The following is a 20,028-nucleotide window of genomic DNA, read 5'->3' as shown; positions in this document are numbered from 1 at the left end:
CCCCTTGTTATTACTGTATATTAAACTAGACGAATAATTCTAAAAATAGACAATTAACAAAACAATGTCCCCTTTTAGGAGGAAAAAGAATGGATAACAAATTACTTACACTTTGGAGATATTATCCTTCTGGCAGTATTCGAATGGAGGAAATTTCTGAAACCTTGCAATTGAGCTCGAAACAAACAACACGTTATTTAAAAAAATGGATGGAGGAAGGCTGGCTATCATTTACACCCGGACGAGGACGCGGAAACATCTCAACTTTGTTATGGAAAAAAGAGGTAGAAACTTCTTACGAGGAAGAAGTTTTAAAGCGATTTGATCTGGAACCAGTAGAACAAACAAGCAAATACTTAATGTATGATTGGTCCACAAACAGTAAAATGAGATTAATGAATAAATTTCACACAAAACTTGGCTTTGTCCAAGAGTCAAATGATAAATTAATCGTACCAAAAAGATATCCTTTCCATTCCGTCCATCCGCTTGAGGCTGGAGATGTCTTCAGTGCGCATTTAGTGGCAAATGTGTTTAATCGGCTTGTCACTCATACAGAAGATGGGAAAGTATTACCTGAAATTGCCCATAGTTGGGATAGCACCCCTTCTAAATTAAGACTCTATCTAAAAAAAGACATTAAATTTCATGACGGTTCTGTTCTGACAGCAAATGATGTGGCCGAATGTCTTGACAAGCTTCGGGCACATGCTTATTACAAAGATTTATGGACACCTGTCGAAAGAATTGAAGTAAAGTCTCCACTTATACTCGATATTCTCCATCCCAATGGATGCAGCTATATCCTTCCTATGCTTAGTATGATGTGTGCAAGCATCTATAGAGAGACGAATGAAAAACTATTGGGCACTGGTTACTTCATCCTGCAACAAAACAGTGATAAGCAGACAACTTTAACTGCTTTTCAAGATCATTTTCGAGAAAGACCATTAATTGATGTAGTAGAATTCATTCAAGTGCCTGAGGATTTTAAAGGAATCTATCATTCTCCTATGGAGGAGAATACCTCTTCCTCCTTCGAAGTAGAAAGCGACTCGGGGTTTGGTATTATCGTAATGAACTCCTGTAGAGATTTTGCTATTAGACAGAAGAAAGTAAGAGATTACCTTCATTGGATTATCGCTAAAAACCGTCATACTATTGGTAACCTAAGTCCAAGACTAATACCGAATGATAAGAGTATAATAGTCGGCCAAAATCAACAGCTGACTATTTCTGAAGTAGAACGGCCAGTATTTTCTAAACCAATTGTGATAAGAGGTGCCAGACATACTGCTAATACTACACAATGGCTTGCAGAAATATTCGCAAAAGAAAATATCCCTACAGATATCCAATGGTTTTCCTTTGCTGATATATTAACAAAGCATCCTGAGACATTAAACGTAGATCTTTTCGTACATGGAGAAGTTTTTGAATTCAATCAAGATTTTTCATTTTACCACTTTTTAATGAATGGGTTTTCCCCACTTTCCCAAATGATAGCAAATAATGAAACACTTACAAACTTAATGGGTAAATATAAGGAAACACCATTTGAACAATGGACAGCTTTAAATCTAGAAATCGAAAAAGAATTGATTAATCAATCGATTATGATTCCCCTTTATTATCAAAAGCGGTATATTCCATTTTCAACCGATATAAGCAATATTAAAATTAGCCATTTTGGCTATGTAGATTTTTCAAAAGTGTGGGTTCGTCCGAAGGAATGAGTGGTATAGGAAAGAGACATTCTCAGGATTTTTTTATGCATCGTTTTATTAACTAAGCAAAAACAGCACATAGAGTTCCAGGAGATAAGGCAATATAAAAAGAGAAACTACTGGACTCTATGGAAAGGAACTAAACAGATGAAGATTCGCTTTGGCTATGTGGCTAATGCACTAGGATTATGGGATGCAAGTCCTTCAAAGGCTTTAACCTTCTTTCGATATTCAGCACTCCCTAAACAGGAAGCCACAGAAAAGTTACTAGCTGTTACAGCTCAAAATTTAAAAAATACAAAAAGAATTCTCTACTATAATGCTGCCAATGAAATTCCATTGTACCGCTTATCCAGTTCGTTAGTGCCCTTAGCAACGCATCCAGATGTAGACTGGGATTTCATAACTCCTTTTCAAGAACAGTGGAGAGAACTTGGCCAATTAGTTAAACAATTTAAGCTGCGGGTTAGCTTTCACCCCAACCAATTTACGCTTTTTACTAGCCCTAGGGAAGAAGTAACCATAAATGCAATAAAAGATATGACCTTCCATTATAAAATGCTAGAAGCTATGGACGCCCTTGATACCAGTCTTATTAATATTCATATTGGCGGAGCCTATGGTGATAAAGATACTTCTTTGCAGAGATTCCAGCAAAACATCCAGCAACTTCCTTTGGCAATTAAGAACCAGATGACCCTTGAAAATGATGATAAAACATATAATGTGAGAGAAACACTGATAACCTGTGAGCAGGAAAACATTCCCATGATTCTTGATTATCATCACCATATGGCCAATAAAGAAGATATTGACTTAGCTCTTTATTTGGAGCGCATTTTTAAAACGTGGAAAAATCGTAGAATGGTTCCTAAAGTTCATATTTCCTCCCCGAAATCCACTCTGGCCTTCCGTTCTCATGCTGACTTTGTCTCATTTGATTTTGTACTTCCCTTTTTAAAAATGGCTAAAAATCTTAATCAAGATTTCGACGTTATGATAGAAGCAAAACAAAAAAATCTGGCTATGTTTAAGCTTATCGAGGACATTGCCTCTATTAGAGGAGTAAAGAGGGTTTCTGGTGGAACAATAGAATGGTAAGTGTTTCTCTACATTTTAATACGAACGAGGAGGTGTAATGGATGACGATTGTTCGACTTGGATATGTCGCAATGAGCATGATAGTAAAAAATGCATCTCCTTCAAAGACGATGACATTTAAACAGTTTCAAAAAATAGATGACCGGGATGCAGGCCTTCGTAAGCTGGAACGGATCGCCTTGCAAAATCTCCATAATACGCTTCGGCTCCTAAAACATACTGCTGCTTCCGATATCCATTTTTACCGCCTTACCTCCAGGCTAATTCCATTAGCCAATCACGAAGAGCTGCTAGATTGGGATTATATGAAACCTTTAAATGAGCCTTTAAAAGAAATAGGTGAATTTGCCAGAAAGCATCAGATTAGGCTTGATTTTCATCCTGATCACTTCGTTCTCCTTAATTCCAATCAAAAACATATATGGAAAAACTCAATTAAAACTTTAAGATTACACTATTTATTATTAAAGGGAATGGGGATTGATACAACTCATCGTTGTGTTATGCATGTGGGAGGGAATTATAAGGATACCGAAAAATCATTAGAAAGATTTATTGATAATTGGATGCTAGTCCCAAACTCTATTCAAGACATGATCATGCTTGAAAATGATGATACCTCTTTCACATTGGAAGATACTCTTTACTTATGCGAGAAACTAGGGATTCCACTTGTGTTTGATTATCATCATCATCTCGCCCATCATCATAATCCCAATTGGGAAGATAACTGGAGTCGTATTCTTCAAACATGGAGTACATCTCCATTACCAATTAAAATGCATATTTCCAGTCCCAAGGATGAAAAGCACTTCCGTCATCATGCCGATTATATTGATATAGATATGTTTTTCAATTTCCTAAACCTAATAAAAGGAAGCATTCCTGTTATCGATTGCATGATAGAAGCTAAAAAGAAGGATGAGGCCCTTTTTAAGTTAATAGAAGAAGTGAGCATTAGAAACGATGTAGAAATGATTGATGGCTCTTCTTTCCGTCTTAAGTAAAGGAAAGAAGAGCCTAAAATAATTCATTAATTGCCTAGTGTTAACTCTTGTGCAGGTTCGCCATTCCTATTTAAAATTCGAATAACGTCAGGCTGCACTTGAAGGAACACATAATTTGGATCCATTGGGCCTTCAAACCATTGTTGAAATGACTCGTTCCAAAACTGCTTTTTTAATGTTTCAGAATTATTAATAGAGCAAGTTCCAGCTATTTCAACATAAGAATCGCTTTGTCCCTTTTCTTCATAGCCTAACAATACAGAAACATGAGGTTTTTTTTCTATCTCATCCATCTTTTCTGTATCCATTTGAGTGGGCGAGTACAAAGTTAAATCTTCATGGTAGAATGTCATATACCGGGAATGGGGTTTATTATTTTCCACAGATGAAAATACTCCTGTTCGATGACCTGAAATAATGTTAATAACTTGTTTCTTTAAATTTTGATTTGCCATATTCTGTTTTGCTCCTATAATTACTGTTATTTTTCAGCTATTAATGTTCTAAACGATTCAATTCCTGAATGCATTCTTGTACAAGGGTAACTCCTTGGCTCATGGTCGCTCTCCCGCCAAATGCAGCAGTTACGCCTACTGCTTCTAGAATTTCCTGTTCGGAACACCCTTGATCTAAGCAGCCCTTTGTATGATAGATAATACAATACTCATCCTGAGCATGAAGGCTAATTCCTAAAGCAATTAATTGCTTTTGCCTTTGAGTTAATGCACCTTCTTCAAAGCAGGCTTCTGTAAAAGCATTATATCTACTTGCAAACTCAGGCATTTTTTGTGTAAAATCACCTATTCCCTTTTTAAACGACAACAAGGTAGATTCTATTGAATTGCTAGCTTTCATTTCCAAACACTCCTTTTTTTGATTAAGCTGTACATCAAACTTATTATAAGTAAACTTCAAACGAATTAATTATCCCTTATTCATTTCCCATAACTTCCATAAAAAGTGATACATAACTGGTGATTGGGAAGGGAAAAATGGCATTATATTCAATGTAGAAAGTGAGTGAATGGAACTGTATAATGAAAATCATGCCTATCAAGCTGGAGACATCGTCTATGTTTTTTACCGAAACCCGCATACCCAAGATGTAGCGAATATCCAAGCAGCCGCTGTTGTAAAAAATCCAGACGATTCTAATGAATTATCTTTATTTCTATACGAAAATTACTACCCTCTCTCAAACGAAGTTGCTGTATATGCTACAGAAGCAGAAGCTCAAGAAGCCTACTATTATTACTATGGAGATGTTTCAGAAGGGAGATTGGAATGATTAAACCCTTCACTCCAAAGCTTGTCTATTTTGAACCGGAAGCATTAGAGTATCCATTAGGGAAAGAACTGCTGGAGAAATTCAAGAAGATGGATATAGAGATTCGCTATACCACTTCCCATAATCAAGTTAGAAATCTTCCTGGCGACAATGATTTTCAACGTTACCGAGTGGCAAAGTCAACGCTTGTTGTCGGCATTCGCAAAACACTCAAATTTGATACATCTAAGCCCTCTGCCGAATATGCCATACCTTTTGCTACCGGCTGTATGGGACATTGTCATTATTGCTATTTGCAAACTACAATGGGAAGCAAGCCATACATCCGCACCTATGTAAATGTCGAGGAAATTTTAGAAGCTGCCGATAACTATATGAAAGAACGTGCTCCAGAATTTACACGTTTCGAAGCATCCTGTACATCTGATATCGTTGGAATCGATCATTTAACCCATACGCTTAAACGTGCCATTGAACACTTCGGGGAATCAGAGTACGGCAAACTACGATTTGTCACAAAATTTCATCATGTTGATCACCTACTTGATGCGAAGCACAATGGAAAAACCCGCTTTCGCTTTAGTGTCAATGCAGATTACGTCATCAAAAACTTCGAGCCCGGGACTTCTCCTTTGGAAAAGAGAATAGAGGCTGCTGGAAAAGTCGCAAGAGCTGGATATCCCCTTGGATTTATTGTGGCACCAATTTATCTTCATGAAGGCTGGGAAGAAGGATACTTTCATATGTTCGAACGACTAGACGCTGAATTGCCTGCCGAAGCAAAAAAAGATTTAACATTCGAGTTTATCCAGCACCGTTTTACTAAGCCAGCCAAAAGAGTCATTCAAAAAAATTATCCGATGACAAAATTAGAGCTGGATGAAGAAAAACGAAGGTATAAATGGGGAAAATATGGGATTGGAAAATATATTTATCAAAAAGAGGAAGAAGAAGATATTAAAGATCATCTTCATTCCTATATGAAAAAATTCTTTCCTGATGCTAAACTAGAATATTTCACGTGAACAAAAAAGAAAAGAGGCTGGGACATAAGTATTCCAGCCAAGGATAATTCCGAACAATTATACGAAGATGCTAATGAATGTTCCGTATAATTGTTCGGGCTTTTATTTGTTTTTCAAAGGATGTTTCCATGAAGTTTGGTGCGATTCCCCGCAGCCGGAATACACTTCGCTTTCCATGGGGCTCGCGCTGAGCCGCTTCGGCCTGTGGCCTGCAGGGTCTCAGACTGTCTCGCTAATCCCATAGGAGTCTTCGTGTATTCCGGCTGCTCTGTTTTTCCAACTAATTATATTTCCTCTTGTAAAAAGTATGCGAAAGCAGCCGCTATTTACTAGCTATATTAGAAATTGTTCGTCTTTACAGAGTATCTATTTAGTTATGTCCCATCCTCTTTTTCTCTTTTCTATTTCTTGTTTCCATCAAGGTTTTAACACTGCAAATTCATTACACCATGCTAATTCTTGAGTGTATGCCATCTCCACACTTCCAATCGGAAAAGGATTTCGAGATTGTGGTCCATGAAAATCACTTCCTCCAGAAATAAAGAGATTATAATCTTTTGCTATTCTGCACCAATCGTTTTGTTCCTCCTCGGAATGTTTGGAGTGATATACTTCAATACCGTCCAAGCCTGAAACGATTAGCTGCTTCAGATTAACATCCTGCTTATAAATTCCAGGATGAGCTAGAAACGCTAGACCACCAGCTTCATGGATTAGCTTAATCGCATCCTCTGCCGAAAAGCTACCTCTTTCTTCAAAGCCTGGCTTTCCCTTTTTCAATAATTCTTCATATGCCTGTTTACTACTTTGAAAATAACCTGCTGCAACTAGTTCATCTGCAATATGTGTGCGAACAAGTACACCTTTCCCTACACGGTCAAGGCAATTGTTAAAAGAAATGTTAAACCCAAGTATATTCAATTTGGCTGCAATTCTTTTCCCCCATTGTATACGATCCTCTACTCTCCAAGAGATATGTTCTCTTAATTTTGGATGCTGGGGGTCAAATCGGTAACCTAAAATATGCAATTCTCCTAATGGGCCATCCGTATTAAGTTCAATACCTGAAATAATTTTCAAATCACTTTCGCAATAGGCTACAGCTTCTTCATATCCTGCCAACACATCATGATCTGTAATCGAAATAATTTTTAGTCCCTTTTTCATGCTATCTTCTACTATTTCTCTGGGAGACCAACTACCATCAGAATATTCAGAGTGAATATGCAAATCAATCATTCTTTTCCCCCTTTTTTATCTGCTGCTGGCTAACAGAACTCTTTCCTCTACACCGGTATAGATTTTTAATGAAACAGTGTCTCCTGGTAAGAATCGTTTTTCAAAAACAGAAGCATAAACATTAATCGTCTCTTCGCCCGACTGAATACTATAATGAATTTCATTTCCTTGGAACTGGGCAAATTGAACAATTCCCGTCATTTGATTCTGTTCTGCCTCACCGAGTTTCCATTGTTCCGGACGGACAGGGTATAGATTTTGAGCTTTTATTTCTTTTGATATTCCAATGTCTTGCCAAGACACAGAAGGAAAATTCGCTGGAATAAATCGGTTCTCTCCAACCCACTCCCCTTTTATCAGATTACTTTTCCCTACAAAGGTGGACACAAATACTGACTGCGGAGCGTTATAAATACTTTCTGGAGTACCAATCTGCTCTATTTTTCCGTCATTCATCACGACAATTCTATCAGCCATCGCCAAGGCTTCTCCTTGATCATGAGTAACATAAATAATGGTAGTCCCTAGTTTCCGGTGAATCGTCCCTATCTCTCTTCTCATCTCCATGCGAAGCTCTGCATCAAGCGCACTTAATGGTTCATCCATCAAAAGTAGCGATGGCTTCGAGACGATAGCACGAGCAAGGGCAACACGTTGTTTTTGACCTCCAGAAAGTTCAGCAGGATAACGGTCTTTTAAATGAGAAAGCCCCACCATTTCCAATGCTTCCACAACTTTTATTGCTTGTTCTTCCTTACCCTTTGTTTTGCCAAATCGATGATGTTTTAGAGGGAACCGAATATGTTCTTCCACCGTCATATGCGGCCATAATGCAAAGGACTGAAATACCATACTAATATTCCTTTTTTCAGGTGGAACAAGTTTATTAGAGCTTGCTGCCAGTTCATTATCTATGGTAATCGTTCCTTCTGTCGGCTTCATAAACCCTGCCAAAAGCCGTAACAATGTCGTCTTCCCACATCCAGAAGGACCAAGAATAGCGATAAATTCTCCATTCAGAAGTTCTAAATTAATATTATCCAAGGCTGTAAAGTTCCCATAGTTCTTTTTTAACCCATCGATACTAATCACTCTTTATCACCTTCTGCTTCCATATTTTTTCTAATAGAACAAACATAATTCCCATTATCAGTACAGCTCCGACTATTAAGGTTGAAAATGCGGTGGAGTAAGTGGTGTATCCTGCTTGCTCAAAGCTAAAGATAACTACACCAATCGTTTCAGAACCACTCGACCATAGAAGACTGGAAACAGTAAGCTCTGTCAAGGCAGTCAAAAACACAAGAGCTGCCCCGCTTAATACACCAGGCATTAGCAGCGGAAAAAGGATACTTCTCCATTTAGCCACAGCTCTTGCACCTGAAATTCTTGCTGCTTCCTCCATGGTAGGATCAATTTGTGAAAAGGCAGTCAGGCTTCCTCGCATTTGCAATACAGTAAAGCGAGTTATATAAGCAATAAGTAAAATCCATATCGTTCCATAAATACCTGGTTGTACTCCCGGTAAAGGCTGAAGCCACATTAATATAATAGCCAAAGCAAAAACAGTTCCTGGCAAAGCATACGGAATCGTTACGATAATCTCCGAAGCTTTCACAAACAACGATGGCTTTTTAAAGCGAAGATAGGCAATAGCTGTTCCAATTACCATACAAATTAACATCGTTGTCAAAGCAAGGGTTATACTATTTCCTATTGCGGCTCCAGTTTTAGCATCCTCGAATAATAGATACATATAGTTTTTTAAAGAAAGATTTTCCCATGATAGAGATAATCCATATGCTTTAATAAAGGATGTCGACGCCATAACAATCAAAGGCACAAGCGTTGTAAGCAATAGAAAAATCCATAGTACCAACTCCGCTAAATTCCGCCAGCCTCTTGAAAGGAAATACCTTGGCTCCATATCTCTTGCCGCGGTTTCACTGACATTGCTTTTTCTAATTATCGCCCATTGGACTAATGTACCAATAAGAGCAATTACGCCCAAAATAACGGAAAGCACGGCAGCCCTCGAAAAGGCAGACGGACCATATCCAATGATCTGTTCATAAATATAAGTGCTTAAAACACGAATATTGGCTGGAATACCAAGGAAAGCTGGAATACCGAAGTTATCAATATTAGATAAAAAAGCAAGAATACCACCACTTGCAATTCCTGGGAGCGCCATCGGAAAAATAACTTTTCGAAAAACAACTCTCCCAGATGCTCCAGAAGTGCTGGCAGCATCTTTCAATTCTCTAGGTATCCGGCGGAGTACCTCTACACTCATCAAATAAACAAGTGGATAATGGGAAAGTCCAAGAACAAAAATGATTCCTCCCGTGCTGTACAAATTGATAGATTTATTAAAAAGAAACTGAATTGGACCATTTCCACCAAAAAATTGCACCCAAGCAAGTGTTGCTACATACGACGGGATTAAAAAGGGTAAAAAGATGAGCAATTGCAGCCACTTTTTTGCCCTAATATTTAAATAGGCCATTACAAATGCAAGCCCTACTCCTAATAATAAGGCGAGTAATGTACTTGAAATAGTAATAACAATCGTATTCTGTATTGTTTTCCACGTTGCCTTTTCTAACAGTACTTCCTGATAAAGCTGAAGACCAACGCCCTCACTAGAGGACAAACTCAGCCAGACGAGCCGACAAACCGGAAGCAAAAATACAAATATTAGTAATAGAAAACCTGGAACTCCCCACCAATTTCGGGAAAAATGAGAAAAGGAGAACGGCAATAAAGCTTCCGTCTTCCTTTCTGAACGCTGAAGATGTGAGTTCATTATGTCCACTCCTTCTTAAAAAGTGTTCTATTCACTGATTACTGTTTCAAATTCCTTCTTATCCGCCTCTCTAGCCTTGAATAACGCTTGAACATCTGCAGAAATAACCTTCATTTCATCAATTGTTTTAAGTCCTTCTGGAGCTTCCACTCCTTTACGAATTGGTGTATAACCAAGCTCAGAAGCAAGCTTTTGTCCTTCCTCAGAAAGAACGAAATCTACGAAAGCTTTAGCTGCATTCATATGTTCCGCATCCTTCATAATTCCAATCGGTTCCGTAATAACTGGTACACCTTCTTCAGGATAAACCAACTCTACTGGAGATCCTTCTGCCTTAGCTCGTGTCACGAGATAGTCAACAATCATACCGTAGTCTTTTTCCCCACCAGCTACTCCTTTAAGTACATCACCATTCCCTTTTGTAACTGTTACATCATTTGTAGCAATATTTTTGTAGAAATCCCAACCAAAGTTATCTTGGCGAGTGAACACACCTAAATTATAAGCAGCAGCCCCGGAATATAATGGACTTGGCATGATAATTTTTCCTTTTGTATCTTTAGAAGCAAGCACATTCCAGCTTGTTGGCATTTCTTTTACATTTTGCGTGTTGACAACCAATCCAGTAGCCATTACTTTCGTTCCATAGTAAGTATGATCTGGATCGACCAATTCTGATGGAATTTCAGCAGCTTCTTCCGATTCATATGTTTGAAGCATATCTTCTTCTTTTAGACTTTCAAATGTTACCGCATCCGCTACTAGTAGTACATCTGCCTGAATCTTTCCAGCCATTTTTTCTGCTTTAATTTTTGAAATTACTTCTTCTGTTCCAGAACGGAACGTTTCCACCTTCACATCCGGATATTTAGCATGAAATGCTTCTACTAATTTAGCAGCATCTGCATCCGGCTGAGAGGTATAGAAATTAAGTGTTCCCTCTAGCTTTGACTCTGCCGAATCAGTATTTTCAGAAGCATTACTTGTTTCTTCCTTACTTCCACATCCTGCAGCAAATACCATCAATATTCCCATTATTAATACAAGCAACCATTTACGCATAATCAATTTCCTCCTCATCTGTACTGCCAAAATTTAAATGAGCAAACCATCGTTCAATTTGTTCTTTTTTTCTTCTATGAAATGTTCTAAACTCAATCGGTGATATTGTCACAAAGCCCTCTCTCAATAGATAGTAATCACTTTCTTTATCCAAATCCTTCATATTATGAAGCTGATCCTTCAGCCAGTAATAAACTTGTCCATGTGGATCATTTAAGCCAACATATGAATACCTTGCTACATTCATATCTAGAGGAACAATACGGACCCCCTTATAAACTTCTCTTGATAAATAAGGTAAGTTCACATTTAGGAAAACACCCTTTGGAAGCTTATTCTGTAACAGTACCTCCATAATGGGATAAAAAAGCTTTTTTACTTTTTCATAATTAATATCCATGTCAGAAAAGGCATTTAATGATACTGCTACAGCAGGAATTCCATAAAGCAAACCTTCCACTGCTCCAGCCATAGTGCCTGAGTAATAAAGATCGCGGCCTAGATTTGGTCCAAGATTTATTCCTGAGATAACAAAGTTTGGTGGTTCTTTCATCAGTACTTCGATTCCGAGCTTCACACAATCTGCTGGTGTTCCATTAACTGCCCAGCATCCTTTCGCACCAGGAAAAAGCGGCAGTGGCTTTGCCTTTAAGGGGACTCTTAAGGTAATGGAATGACTGACTGCACTTCTTTCCTGATCTGGACAAGCCACATAAACATCCGCAAAATGTTGCAATACTTCCACTAACGCCTGAAGGCCAGGAGCAAAAATACCATCGTCGTTCGTCACCAGAACTTTCATTGATGCACCCCCTTAATCATTTCCAGGCTTTTTAAATAGTGAAGATTATGATTCCACCAGTTCAAGCTTTCCGATGCATCAAAGCCCTCGACTACAACGGGAAGATGGGAAATAGAAAGAAATTCTTCTAATACATAGCTGTCGAGTATTCCTGTCCCAAGTGGAACATGTAGCTGGCTTACAGAATTATCACTTATATGAATTTTGTCCACGTTTAGTAATTGGGCAAACGCACGCCGAGGAATATCCTCCGAAATATGAGCGACATCAAAAGTTGTTTTTAATTCCGGTAAAAAATCCGCAATCAATCGGTTCATCGTATCAGGATTTGTCACAAATTCCTTTGGCTTTACCTCCATTAATTCCATACTAAGGCTTTTCTTGTATTGCTTTGCTGTTTCCATTAAGGTAAAAATAGAGTCCTTCATTAGCGTTTCGTATATTTCTTGTTTAATCTGTGGTAGCGTCAACCTCCCGGGGTGAAATGTTATCGAGTCTGCACCTATCTCATCTGCTAACTTAATGGAATGCTGGATTTGTCTTACCGAGCTTTCTCTTATTTCTCTTTCTAAAGAACAAATATTTAAATCCCAGCTAGCCGCATGTACGGTCAGGTTGAGAGAGCCATCCTGATTTGCTTCACGGATTTTTTTTGGATTTGTTCCATGAAACCAAACATGTTCTGCCCAAACTTCCAATCCTAATAATTCGCTCTGCTTGGCAAGCTGGACCACTTTGTCTACTGGATACGCCCAAGCTAACGTGGAAGCAAAATGCATAAAAGTACTTCACTCCTTTTGATAGAATTTAATTTATATAGGTTATTTTCTCTACTAATTAAATTTTAGAAAAGAAATATAAAGCTACTTTGGGGGCGAATGTAAAGATATTATGAAGAAAATTCAGATAACTCGCGAAGAGATAATTGTTTTTGCAATGAAAGTACGACTTTTTGTAAAAGTAGAGTAAATTATTTACACTTTGTTAAAATACATTGCTGTTTAAGGGGAAAATTTGTCTGAGGCTGAAATCCTTTTATAAATAATGCCTATTTTCGCAAAGACAAAAATAAATTCCCCTTCTATTTTGAAGAGAAATTTATTTATCAAATATAATACTCAGGATGTATGGACTTCTAAAAACCGTCACGATATAAGTAATTTTCTCCTTTGAAATTTTGAGATTTTACTTCAATGGAACGGCGTTTTTTGTTTTCAGAAAAAATACTATATGCTCTCTTAGAAATTCAACATAACGGTCAACCTCTTCTACCGTTGAATACGGTGAGATCGTGAAAAATTTATGTGCATATACAGGGATTCGCTTGCTTGAATTTGCTGATTCTACGAGACGCTGCTTTTTTGTATTTCCATAGAAGACCGTATCTCGTTCAGCACCAATTACTTCTGCAAACTCATCATTAAATTGATTGATTTCTATCATTTCTTCAGCAGTTAAAAGTCCATTCCATTCATCTTTCCATTTCGGCTCTTCAGGATAAAAGCGGAATGTCGTAATCGGTGAAATTTCATTCGTAATTGCTACATTCGAAATTTCTTTTGTTAACGTCTCTCTAAATTTAATATTAACGCGAATATAGTTAGCTAAAAGCTTTTGATATCCTTCCATGCCGAATGCTAATAGGGAGGCATAAATCGCCATAGCGCTTCCCATTCGCGAGCATTCGAGTGTGTAGCCTGTATGATAGCTACCGTAACCACGATTCCCAACATATGGAGTTTCCTCTTCATCTAAATCAACATACTTAAGGTTCTCTCTGTTCTTAATCAAAAATAAACTCGTAATATACGGCGTTTGCCCCAACTTATGGAAATCAAAAACCATACTATCTGCAAGTTTGATATGTTTAAACTTCTGTTGATAAGATTTCAGTACCTCCTTAATATTGTCCTCCAATCCTAAAGGATTGCTTTCAAAGTCGTAATTATTAAAGAAGGTGTACATCCCTCCCATCGCTGTGTCTGCGTGAATATAGATTGGGCTTAGGCAATGCGTGCTCTCTAGCTCTTCGGCAACCTGCTTAATTTCCTCTAAGTTGTCAATTCCAAATGTATCGGTTGTTCCCATTGTAGCAAGAACATAAAGAGGAACACCGCCTTTTGCTATTACCTGCTCCATTTTTTCTTTCAAGTCTTCTATATTCATAGAATGGTCGTGATTCACTTTCACACGAATCATATTTTCTACGCCAATTCCCGCTGCCTCTACAGATTTATACAAACTATAGTGGGAAAGTTCGGAACAGAAGCAGTATAGATTTCTAGGTATACCTATTTGATTAGAGGTTGGCGCATAGCGGGCGATTGCAAGACGTAAAGAGTTAAAGACAGCCCCTTGTCCTCCCCACGTTGTATATCCTGCACTTAAATTTTCATCATATCCGATTAGTTTGGACAACATACTTGTGACTTCGACCTCTGCCGTAGCTGCTGCTGGGCCTTCCACATCCCAAAGATTGTTTCCATTAACAAGCACCATCACTAAATTCCCGATAATACTAGCAATATTCGGAAGAGGCGCAGCATTCGCAACATAGTTTCGATTGACATAACGATGGCCATCTACCAACTTTAGAAGCTCTGCCATCACTTCATCCATTGGCACACCCGTTGTCGGAACGTCTGCTTTTTGAATAATACGATTATAATAATCCTCTGTGTACTCTGGCATCTCTCCAAGTGTTAGTTTGTTAGGATCCTTTAATTCATCTATCTTCGTTAAAATCGTCTTAAAATAGGACAATAATTCCTCTCTTTGAAAGTCATTTCCGTCCATACTAGGAAACAATTTTTGTATTTCCTTCATCGTTTGACCTCCTTGATATTTTTACTAGAAGTAGTTTTTATTTAAACAATTTGATAATCCCGCTACAACAGACAAGTCCAAATAAAAAGGCCCACACCAAGGCGGACATAAAGTGAAACTTCTCATAGGAGTGATTAACCTATGAGAAGCTATTTATCTTTATATTGCTACGCTAACCTTATCTTGAGCAAGTTGATCCACTTCTGTTTCAGCACCTTGATTCCAAGTAGATAGTAGTTTGTCTACATCATTTTTCAATGCTAAAAGGTTCTCTGCTTCTTGCACTAGTTTTTGCATCGTTTGTAGTTCATCATCACTAATTTCAATTAATTCCTCAAACATTTCAACCGATTCTCGTGAGATAGATGCTATCTGTACAATGGTTGTCATAATTTGCTGGGAAGAAGAAGACAATTCCTCCGTACTTGCAGAAGAATTTGTATTATTTTCGGCAATGGTTTTTGTAGTAGCGAGAATTTTTTCGAACATCGTTCCAACCTCTAAAATGTTCGTGTTTGTATCTTTAAACTCTTCTGTTCCCTGTTGCATTGATTTTACAACTATACCCGTTTCTTCTTGGATATTTTTTACAATATTTGATACTTCAGAAGAAGATTGACGAGACTGTTCAGCCAGCTTTCGTACCTCATCTGCTACAACGGCAAAGCCTTTACCGTGTTCCCCTGCACGAGCTGCTTCAATTGCTGCGTTCAATGCCAATAAGTTAATTTGTTCGGAAATCCCCGTAATTACTTTTACAATTGTACCTATTTCTTGAGACTTTTCTCCAAGTTTGTTAATAGCATGGAAGGTTGTATTGATCGTTTGGTTAAATTGCTCCATTTTTTCTAAAGAGTCCTTTAACTTCTCATTTCCTTCTTCCGTCAATTCTAAAGTAGTATTGGATTGTTCAGAAATTTGATTGGATCTTATCGATAAATCTTCGATTGCCTGAGCCATTTCTTCCATCGATAGCGCGCTTTCCTCTGTAGCTATTAATTGTTTTTGTAACCCTCTGCCTACCTCGTCAATAGCAGCTCTAACAATATCAGCTTTTTCTGTAGCATATTCACCAATTTCAGCTAAGTTTTCTCCCTTTTTATGCACATTTACTGAAAAGGAAAAAAACTTCTCTCTAATACGATCTAAAAACTCAATTAGTTGATTAAATGTAGCATGATAAGAGCTTGTCCCCTCCACTTTGCTACTCATATTACCTGCTGCTATTTCTTTCATCCCATTTATTATTTCATTATTGATATGCGGATGATGTTTCAGTGAAAAATATCGGTAAGCAAAATACACTGTTGTAACTAATAAGATAACAATAATACCTAGCAATATAGCTTCCATGATTAATTAACTCTCCTATTTTTATATTATTTATTTCAGTTCTTTAATAATGATATATGTTCCGTCAGCTATTGTTGAAGGGATTCTATTAAGTCTGCTATTCTCTTGATACTTATGAACAATATAATTTCCATCTACATCTCTATATTTCACCATATTATGATATTTCTCCATCACACGCATGGACTTAGGGTTTGTCGCTTCTCCTAAAACAGCCTTCAATCCTTGTGCAGCTGCTTTCGTTATTAATATATTTCCTAATTCCTTAATAACTTCGTGACGTTCCTGTTCAGCCGTTACTCCTAACATGAATAAATGTAGCATTTCCCCATTCTTCATATCATTCCCAGTACGTTCTTTATAATCTGCCATGAAACGTTTATCCACATCTTCCAAAACGTGAAGGATAACATTCATATCAGAAAAAGAACCTTCAAATACATCTTCTCCAATAATCTCCGGCGCATTTGTATCTCCAGCAAGTACACCAACCACATTATGACTGCTATCTAGAGCGACTGCACAATATCCTTGCTCAATGGTAGAATCTAGATAATCCTTCGTAAATTGATAGAAATCTTCATAGCCTATATTTAATTGACCAACCATCGGCTCTTGAACCCATTTCCCCACTACATCTACTCCAATAAAAGAGCTGGCAAGACAATTTGCAGCCTTTTCGATTAAAGCTGTTTGTTCCTTTGTGATAATCTCATATGTGTATAAAGCTTGTGTTTTTTGCAATTTTCCCAACGTCCCTTCTACTCATTAGATAAAAAACCCCTTCGTATTACTTGATACCTAGCCTTACATAGAATGAGATACACGATCAATAAATGTACCAGTAAAATCAATTCTTTCAAGGGCATTTCTAATTTGCACTTGAGCAATTTTAGATGAGGGTTTCACTACAATAACATCCTTAAAACCTAAGCTACAATAAAATTGCATCGTTTGTTCCAGCTGTGGTACAACCTTTGACGGAACAGGCGTTTGGTGGGTACCATCAACAACAAAGGTATAATCTTTTCTTGATACTTTATTTATCGTATCCTGTAAATCAACCATATACCCTTCAGCGTCTTCCGCTCTCATCAATCCATGTACCTGAACATGTACTTCTTTTGCGTTTTCATCTATTGCCATCTTATACTTCTTTTTGTCTACTACAATCATCACTAATCTCCTTTTCTTTTAGTCTACCTACTTTATATTTTCAACATTTTCCACAGAAGTCCAAAACAAAATAGCTATCCCAGACATAGATAAATAGGGATAGCCAAATAATCGCTTGATGTTATGTTTGGCAACCCGACTATCATTATCCAGAAGGATTTTAGACTCGTAGCTTTGCGTCCTTACCTTTCGATAAGTTTGCCTTTATTCATTATAGAAAAACAATAGTTCTAATATCATATATATATATTACTATATAATTATAAAGAACTTGTCATTTTTTGTCGATACTAGTATTTTTTCTTCATCGTCATTTTTACAAAAATAGTTCTAATTACTCTGATCCAACTAGTAGACATAAGATAAATCTCTACAAAAATTAAAAGCCTGTTACTCCTAGTGTCGAAAGGTCGACTATTACTAGAAGTAACAAACTTAGTTTACTAATCAATCCTCATCATTATTAAACATGTGCCCAAATACCGACGCTCTTAATCTCTTTATACTCAGGCTGCCAAACTGCATCTTCTACAGCTTTTGGAACATCCGTAACCGTTATCTCTGCTCTTGCAATCCCTTCCTCTATAGCAGTCTTTGCCACTTCAATCGCAACATAGATAGATACTTCATATAATTTTTCAATCGAAGGAAGTAATGATGCACCTGGTTGGTTAGTCTCGCACATCTTCGCGACCGCATTGGCTGCTGCTGCGAACATTCCTTTTGAAAAAATTTGTGCTTTTGCAACAATAGCTCCTAGTCCCAAGCCTGGGAATATAAATGCATTATTTGACTGCCCAATTTCATAGGAAACACCATTATATTCTACATTGGCAAAAGGGCTGCCTGTTGCAATTAAAGCCTTGCCATCTGTCCATTTAATCAAGTTTTCCGGCACTGCTTCAGCCAATTTAGTAGGATTGGACATAGGCATAATGATTGGGCGTTCCACATACTTTGCCATTTCTTTCACAATCTCCTCCGTAAAAGCGCCTGCTTGGCCAGAAGTACCAATTAGGATAGTTGGTTTCACTCGCTTAACTACTTCCATTAATGCTATGATTCCGTTCTTATTCTTATCCCAATCCTTTACTTCCTCCGCTTTTCTTACATAAGGCAATTGGAATTTAAAGACATCAGGTGTTTCATCTGTCAATAACCCTCGATAGTCAATAGCCCAAAAACGATTATAAGCTTCTTCCATTGTTAATCCTTCACTCAGCATGGCATCTACCAATTGATCCGCGTTACCGAGACCACCAGCACCTGGTCCAAAGACAATAATACGTTGATCCTTCAGAGAAGCTCCTGTGACTTTCAACGCAGACATAACAGCAGCAAGAGTCACCGCACCTGTTCCTTGGATGTCATCATTAAAGGTAAGAATATTATCACCATATTTATTTAAAATATTTCGTGCATTCACATTGCCAAAATCCTCCCAATGAAGAAGTACTTCTGGGAAAAACTTTCTTGCAGTATGAATGAACAAATCAACGAACTCGTCATAACGTTCACCACGGACACGAGGGAATTTATTACCAATATAGATAGGGTCTTCAATTAAAGATTGATTGTTCGTACCAACATCCAACACAACTGGCAGAACACGGCTTGGATCGATACCTGCTGCAGCTGTATATACTGCTAGTTTACCTATCGCAATATCTATACCACCAACCCCTTGATCCCCAATACCAAGGATACTTTCAGAATCCGTGATGACGATTAAATCAATCTCATTTTTAGACTTTCCAAGATTATGAAATGCTTTTTCCACGCCTTCAGGATTATCAATAGAAAGATATAATCCACCCGGACGGCGATAGCTATGAGAATATGACTGGATAACCTCACCGACAGTAGGTGTATAAATGATTGGGAGCATTTCCGCTATGCGTTCCTTTATAAGTTGGTAAAACAGAACAACATTACGGTTATATAAATCATAAAGAAAACGATTTTTTTGAAGATTTGTGGTTAACAGTGAGAATTGCTCATAAACTCTATTCACTTGTTCATCAAGAGTGAGCACTTGTGGGGGCAACAGACCTACGAGACCTAGATCTTCCCTTTCCCCATTCGTAAAAGCTACTCCTTTATTTAAAAAAGGATTAGAGAGAATTTCTTTTCCTTTTAGTGTTGTGATAATTACATTCTCAGATACGCTCATTGTGTCGCTCCTTCTTTCTATATTAATTAAAAGCTATTAATCTTCTATTATCAAAAACTAGCTACTTCCTTTAATGTTAAAGTCTTTTGCTCTTTTCCACTAGACTATTTAACTTAAATTCATTATTTTGTAACTAAATAACGTAAAGGATAAAGGGAAACTTCCATCAATGGGGGTTTTCCTTCCTCCCCCACTGATGGTTAGTTGAACCAATCGACAGTTGTTCTCCCACCTATCTCGTATTCTCATAAGCTTGAGGGGGAGAAGTCTTACTGTCCGTTTAGAGTGGAATAAAAGGTAGGCAAAAAAAGCAAAAGGCTACTAAGCTCAAAAAAAAGAGATACAAGCAGCCTTATTTATATTATGAAATTTAGCAAAACGACATATGCTATTAAGAAGATTTAACTAACATAAGAGATTAATCCAAATCTTTTTTAAAA

General features: G+C 37.5%; 18 protein-coding genes and 1 riboswitch. Of the genes, 5 read left to right on the top strand and 13 right to left on the bottom strand.

Features of this window, described 5'->3' with window-relative positions; genetic code table 11:
- Positions 1–89 precede the first annotated feature (89 nt).
- From HHU08_RS02860 to uvsE (HHU08_RS02850), 3 genes are all read left to right on the top strand, one after another.
- Positions 90–1,736 (top strand): ABC transporter substrate-binding protein, encoded by a 1,647-nt coding sequence (locus tag HHU08_RS02860; RefSeq protein ID WP_016204000.1) that lies wholly within the window; start codon positions 90–92, stop codon positions 1,734–1,736.
- Positions 1,737–1,874: 138 nt separating this feature from the next.
- Positions 1,875–2,828, top strand: a complete 954-nt coding sequence (gene uvsE, locus HHU08_RS02855; protein WP_016204001.1) for a UV DNA damage repair endonuclease UvsE — start codon at positions 1,875–1,877, stop codon at positions 2,826–2,828.
- Positions 2,829–2,869: 41 nt separating this feature from the next.
- Positions 2,870–3,835 carry a UV DNA damage repair endonuclease UvsE gene (uvsE, locus tag HHU08_RS02850; protein ID WP_169187759.1) on the top strand — a complete coding sequence of 322 codons (966 nt, stop codon included), beginning with the start codon at positions 2,870–2,872 and terminating at the stop codon, positions 3,833–3,835.
- 26 nt (positions 3,836–3,861) lie between these two features.
- Here the strand turns inward: uvsE (HHU08_RS02850) and HHU08_RS02845 are convergent, their stop codons facing one another.
- Together HHU08_RS02845 and HHU08_RS02840 are read right to left on the bottom strand one after the other, a co-directional pair.
- A complete protein-coding gene (locus HHU08_RS02845; protein WP_169187758.1) occupies positions 3,862–4,290 on the bottom strand; it encodes a pyridoxamine 5'-phosphate oxidase family protein in 429 nt (142 codons plus the stop codon).
- A 40-nt stretch (positions 4,291–4,330) separates the two neighbouring features.
- Positions 4,331–4,690 (bottom strand): carboxymuconolactone decarboxylase family protein, encoded by a 360-nt coding sequence (locus tag HHU08_RS02840; protein ID WP_169187757.1) that lies wholly within the window; start codon positions 4,688–4,690, stop codon positions 4,331–4,333.
- Between the two features lie 169 nt (positions 4,691–4,859).
- Between HHU08_RS02840 and HHU08_RS02835 the strand changes: the two genes are divergently transcribed.
- On the top strand, positions 4,860–5,123 hold the full coding sequence (locus HHU08_RS02835; protein ID WP_016204006.1) for a transcriptional regulator SplA: 264 nt from the start codon (positions 4,860–4,862) through the stop codon (positions 5,121–5,123).
- A complete protein-coding gene (gene splB, locus HHU08_RS02830; protein ID WP_016204007.1) occupies positions 5,120–6,148 on the top strand; it encodes a spore photoproduct lyase in 1,029 nt (342 codons plus the stop codon). Before HHU08_RS02835 ends, splB begins: the two co-directional genes overlap by 4 nt.
- A gap of 417 nt (positions 6,149–6,565) precedes the next feature.
- Here splB and HHU08_RS02825 read toward each other — a convergent pair whose 3' ends face one another.
- From HHU08_RS02825 to HHU08_RS02775, 11 genes are all read right to left on the bottom strand, one after another.
- The gene (locus HHU08_RS02825) at positions 6,566–7,387 is read right to left on the bottom strand and encodes a PHP domain-containing protein (RefSeq protein ID WP_016204008.1); all 822 of its coding nucleotides are present in this window, start codon (positions 7,385–7,387) and stop codon (positions 6,566–6,568) included.
- Between the two features lie 15 nt (positions 7,388–7,402).
- Positions 7,403–8,479, bottom strand: a complete 1,077-nt coding sequence (locus tag HHU08_RS02820) for an ABC transporter ATP-binding protein (RefSeq protein ID WP_169187756.1) — start codon at positions 8,477–8,479, stop codon at positions 7,403–7,405.
- Positions 8,472–10,196 (bottom strand): ABC transporter permease, encoded by a 1,725-nt coding sequence (locus HHU08_RS02815; protein ID WP_169187755.1) that lies wholly within the window; start codon positions 10,194–10,196, stop codon positions 8,472–8,474. Before HHU08_RS02815 ends, HHU08_RS02820 begins: the two co-directional genes overlap by 8 nt.
- Before the next feature lie 27 nt (positions 10,197–10,223).
- Positions 10,224–11,258, bottom strand: a complete 1,035-nt coding sequence (locus tag HHU08_RS02810; RefSeq protein ID WP_169187754.1) for an ABC transporter substrate-binding protein — start codon at positions 11,256–11,258, stop codon at positions 10,224–10,226.
- Complete coding sequence (gene surE, locus HHU08_RS02805) at positions 11,251–12,060, bottom strand: 5'/3'-nucleotidase SurE (protein ID WP_016204012.1); 810 nt, start codon at positions 12,058–12,060, stop codon at positions 11,251–11,253. Before surE ends, HHU08_RS02810 begins: the two co-directional genes overlap by 8 nt.
- Positions 12,057–12,839 (bottom strand): sugar phosphate isomerase/epimerase family protein, encoded by a 783-nt coding sequence (locus HHU08_RS02800; RefSeq protein ID WP_169187753.1) that lies wholly within the window; start codon positions 12,837–12,839, stop codon positions 12,057–12,059. The genes surE and HHU08_RS02800 overlap by 4 nt, the downstream gene beginning before the upstream one ends.
- A 406-nt stretch (positions 12,840–13,245) precedes the next feature.
- A complete protein-coding gene (locus tag HHU08_RS02795) occupies positions 13,246–14,886 on the bottom strand; it encodes a pyridoxal phosphate-dependent decarboxylase family protein (protein WP_169187752.1) in 1,641 nt (546 codons plus the stop codon).
- A 159-nt stretch (positions 14,887–15,045) separates the two neighbouring features.
- Positions 15,046–16,239: a methyl-accepting chemotaxis protein gene (locus HHU08_RS02790; protein ID WP_169187751.1), complete on the bottom strand. Its 1,194-nt coding sequence runs from the start codon at positions 16,237–16,239 to the stop codon at positions 15,046–15,048.
- Positions 16,240–16,269: 30 nt separating this feature from the next.
- Positions 16,270–16,983, bottom strand: a complete 714-nt coding sequence (locus HHU08_RS02785) for a hypothetical protein (protein ID WP_040343811.1) — start codon at positions 16,981–16,983, stop codon at positions 16,270–16,272.
- A 63-nt stretch (positions 16,984–17,046) separates the two neighbouring features.
- The gene (locus HHU08_RS02780) at positions 17,047–17,415 is read right to left on the bottom strand and encodes a hypothetical protein (RefSeq protein ID WP_016204017.1); all 369 of its coding nucleotides are present in this window, start codon (positions 17,413–17,415) and stop codon (positions 17,047–17,049) included.
- 126 nt (positions 17,416–17,541) lie between these two features.
- Positions 17,542–17,628, bottom strand: a riboswitch (cyclic di-GMP riboswitch).
- Between the two features lie 250 nt (positions 17,629–17,878).
- Positions 17,879–19,588, bottom strand: a complete 1,710-nt coding sequence (locus HHU08_RS02775; RefSeq protein WP_169187750.1) for an NAD-dependent malic enzyme — start codon at positions 19,586–19,588, stop codon at positions 17,879–17,881.
- Between the last annotated feature and the right edge of the window lie 440 nt (positions 19,589–20,028).

Origin of the sequence: Niallia alba, from assembly GCF_012933555.1 — a bacterium.
In the GTDB taxonomy this organism is placed as follows: domain Bacteria; phylum Bacillota; class Bacilli; order Bacillales; family Cytobacillaceae; genus Niallia; species Niallia alba.
This window is presented reverse-complemented; position numbering and strand designations above follow the sequence as displayed.